This is a genomic window from Candidatus Darwinibacter acetoxidans (assembly GCF_041936445.1).
In the GTDB taxonomy this organism is placed as follows: domain Bacteria; phylum Bacillota; class Limnochordia; order Darwinibacteriales; family Darwinibacteriaceae; genus DTU010.
On sequence record NZ_JBHGXH010000020.1, the window covers coordinates 1 to 3,133 of the forward strand.

A 3,133-nucleotide genomic window follows, 5' to 3' on the forward strand; every position below is an offset into this window, starting at 1 on the left:
GAGGGCAATGTGCGAGCTGGCAAGGGCACGCGGCGGGCGGGAAGCCGGCCAAAATAAAAGGCCCCGGGCTTGCGTCCCGAGGCCGTCAAATTTTCCTTTAAAGCAGCTAAAGCGGTCTGTCGTCTCTTTCCGGGTGAGTCCTGGCAAACTCAAGCAGGGCGAGGCAGTTCCATGCGGCATGGGCCAGGTGGCTTATGCCCGTCTCTTCGTCTGCGTCCTCCCCTGCCCACCAGCTCCAGAGGTGCCTTTGAGCGGCCGCAAAAAGCCTCCCCCAATCAAGGCCCGCCTCCCAGTTCCTTTCCCCGTACTTTTCGGCACCGTACGAAAAGACACGGGCCAATTCCTTTAGGGCAAAGGGCGGGATGAGGTCGTATCTGAGCTTTCCCGCGTCGTCTTTTACGGCCTGGGTCATTCTTCGTCCCCTCTTACTATGGGCGTGTAAAGAAAGCAGGGCAGGCCCCAGGCGGGCACGTCATCGCCCACGACCTTGCAGAACTTCCCGCCCGACCTGTGCAGGCAGTTTCCGCACATGGCCTTAAGTTTGTCCGTCATAGCTCTTCGTCCTCGTCCGCCGTCTCAAAGTGGACTTTCAAGGGCCTGTTTTCCGCTCCACATGCCGGACACGTCCATGGAAAATGCGTCCCAAGCATGCATATATCCTCATCTTCGACCTTCGTCCCGCATTTGCTGCACTTCACGAACAAGAGCATCGCGATCACTTCCCTTCTTCAATTTCGCTTACCACAACTACCGTCCTTGACGCTGCCTTCGTCGGCACGATGACGACCTCGGATTCCAGCCTGTCTACCTGCGAGTCGTCGGACCACACGCCCGCCTCAGTCATGGCGTCAAATAAGACCTTAAAGCGGTTATCTATGTCCCACCTGCCCCGCGAGTGGGCAAAAAACCGCACGCGTATGGCTATGCGCCCTCGAAGCGGCCTGTCGTGGGGAACCTGAAGCAGTGCAAACATCGCCTCCCTCTTCCAGCTGCGGCCTGCCTTCGTGAGAAATATCCCGCCCCTCGAGTTTATGCCGTAGCAGCGCCAAAGTGATGGCGGCACTCCCGGGATTTCTGCCTCAAAAGTCTTTGCCCCGTCCGTTGTCATCATGGCAACCACCTAAAACAACCCCGCCTTGAAGATCGGCTTTTGCTCGCGCTCTCGCCTCACCGGCCTTGCCTGTCCCGTGAAGCTCATCGACTCACCGTCGTAGGCGAGCTCAAAAGACCGCCCAGCCACGCCCCGACGGGTCTTTGAGACAGTGGCGATGATGCGCGGCGCGCCGTAAGGTTCAAGGGGTGCGTCCTTAAACAAGTCTATTTGGGCGTTGGCCAATTCCTCGACGATGCCGCCGCCTTTGGCGCTGCCAGAAAACAGCGAGCCGGAGGCCTGTAGCTGCTTGCTTGCCCTTCCCATCTGCGACAGGAGGAGAAACATAATGCCGTACCTCTGGGCCATCTCCTTCAAAGTCGGCATGACCTCGTTTACGCAGTCGAGGTCCGACTGCCGCGGCTTACGCAGAAGCGTCAGGTAATCTACCGCCACGAGCGACGGCATGTAGGCCTCCACCTCGTTTTTCAAGTCGTCTATGGTCATGCGCTCGCATTTGCCCATCAGCTGCGCCGTCGGAGCCTCTGCCCCGTAGATCAAGAGCCTGTCGGCGTACCTTTCCCGTATCTTTTTCATCGCGCATTTAAAGCTTTCCGTCTCGTTTTTGACGTGCCAGCGCACGCGGTCGGCTGTAGCATGCATCTCGCGCTGAAGCAGCCTTTCGGCTATCACTTCGGGCGCCATGTCGAGGGAAAAAAGCATGGCCGTGCCGTTTGGGTTTGTTGTGAGGTACTGCTCGATCCCGGTGAGCATCAAAGACGATTTCATCGACCCTTGAGCGCCGACCAAGACCAGCAGTTCGCCCGGCAGCAGCCGGCCGAAGGAGTTGTCAAGCTCTTCGATGCCGAAGCCGAACTTGTCTGAGTCGTCCCACCTTCTGACCTCCTTTTTCAGCCGTTGGACGTAGGCGGTGGCTGTAAAATCAAGCCTGCCTGCCGACGCTACCTCACTGGTTATGGCCCGCGTTACGGCGCGCCTCAGGGCCTGCTCCGGCAGGGGAAAACCAACCCTGCCTATGATGTCTCGGACATAGGCGGCGATGTCGGGCGCCTTCAGGCCACGACCGTAAAGCCTTTTTGCCTCCGATTCGATCATCTGCTCGATGACGAACATGCCCTCTTCGTGAGGCATGGAACCCACGAGCTCACCCGTTACGGCGACCACGCGGGCGATGTGGTCGTCCTCGGATTCCGGCCTAATTTCGCTCTTTGGCGTGCCGCTTTCGTCCGCATCAGTCCAGCTCGTGTCCCATGTCGGGTCTTCCGCCGCTTCCGCCGTTCCCGTCTGGGCTGTCTCTGTGCGCATTTTATCTGCCACCGTCATGCCACCTCCTCCCTTTGCGCCTCTACGGCAGGCGCTATGTCAGGGTCTAAGCCCGACAACCAGCGGTCGAGGCGCGGCACGTACTGCGCTTCACGGCCTAAGACGACCTGCGCCCAGGCCTCGATGTTTGAAAGCCGCATATTTGCCCTGTCTCTGTCTGCCAGTATCTGAGGCGGGAAGACGGCAAAAAAGAGCCTCCTGGCTTCTTTTGCGTCGCCTATCCTGTCGGCGGGCCAGGCTGATGCGAGGTCGCGGAATAGTGCCTCGAGGCGGTCAGCCATGCCCTGGGGCAAACCGGAAGAAGCCGGTCCGTCGTGGTATTTGCCCTCAAGCACTTTGGCCATGTTGGTCGGGCAGATGAGCCAGTCAAAGTCGGCCGCCCAGTCGGTCTTACGTCCCATCAGAAAGTCGCTTTGACGGACCGACTCAAAGTAGCTCCGCCACCACTCTAAGCTTTGGCGGCTTTTGTCCTCGCGCCACCTGCTGCGGAGCTTCTTTTCTCGGCCGGCATTCCAGACCCTTACCGCGCGAAGCTCCGGCAAGACCTCGTGGTAGACGGCGACGATGTCTTTGTGCGGACAGGGCGGGACGGAGGCAGTTTTTTTGCCGCCCTCAGCGTCGGCAGCGTCAGCGATATCGTCGGCGTCAGCGTTTAAAGCGGTCAGGCCAACCGACCCGACAGGGCCGCCCATGGCGCTG

The 3,133-nt window shown here is 59.6% G+C and carries 4 protein-coding genes and 1 pseudogene; all 5 read right to left on the minus strand.

The features are described from left to right. Positions 1-106: 106 nt before the first annotated feature. The gene (locus tag ACE4YL_RS00540) at positions 107-412 is read right to left on the minus strand and encodes a dATP/dGTP diphosphohydrolase domain-containing protein (protein ID WP_461368996.1); all 306 of its coding nucleotides are present in this window, start codon (positions 410-412) and stop codon (positions 107-109) included. Then, a complete protein-coding gene (locus tag ACE4YL_RS00545; protein ID WP_461368997.1) occupies positions 409-552 on the minus strand; it encodes a hypothetical protein in 144 nt (47 codons plus the stop codon). The genes ACE4YL_RS00540 and ACE4YL_RS00545 overlap by 4 nt, the downstream gene beginning before the upstream one ends. A gap of 163 nt (positions 553-715) precedes the next feature. After that, on the minus strand, positions 716-1,111 hold the full coding sequence (locus tag ACE4YL_RS00550) for a RusA family crossover junction endodeoxyribonuclease (protein ID WP_461368998.1): 396 nt from the start codon (positions 1,109-1,111) through the stop codon (positions 716-718). 9 nt (positions 1,112-1,120) lie between these two features. Further along, positions 1,121-2,434, minus strand: a complete 1,314-nt coding sequence (locus ACE4YL_RS00555) for a DnaB-like helicase C-terminal domain-containing protein (RefSeq protein WP_461368999.1) — start codon at positions 2,432-2,434, stop codon at positions 1,121-1,123. Then, a pseudogene (locus ACE4YL_RS00560) lies at positions 2,431-3,133 on the minus strand (hypothetical protein); the annotation flags it as partial. The pseudogene ACE4YL_RS00560 and the gene ACE4YL_RS00555, both read right to left, overlap by 4 nt.

Excerpts from the sequence above, each read along its gene's own strand:
- ACE4YL_RS00540 (WP_461368996.1), bottom strand. The coding sequence starts at position 412 with ATGACCCAGGCCGTAAAAGACGACGCGGGAAAGCTCAGATACGACCTC.
- ACE4YL_RS00545 (WP_461368997.1), bottom strand. The coding sequence starts at position 552 with ATGACGGACAAACTTAAGGCCATGTGCGGAAACTGCCTGCACAGGTCG.
- ACE4YL_RS00550 (WP_461368998.1), bottom strand. The coding sequence starts at position 1,111 with ATGATGACAACGGACGGGGCAAAGACTTTTGAGGCAGAAATCCCGGGA.
- ACE4YL_RS00555 (WP_461368999.1), bottom strand. The coding sequence starts at position 2,434 with ATGACGGTGGCAGATAAAATGCGCACAGAGACAGCCCAGACGGGAACG.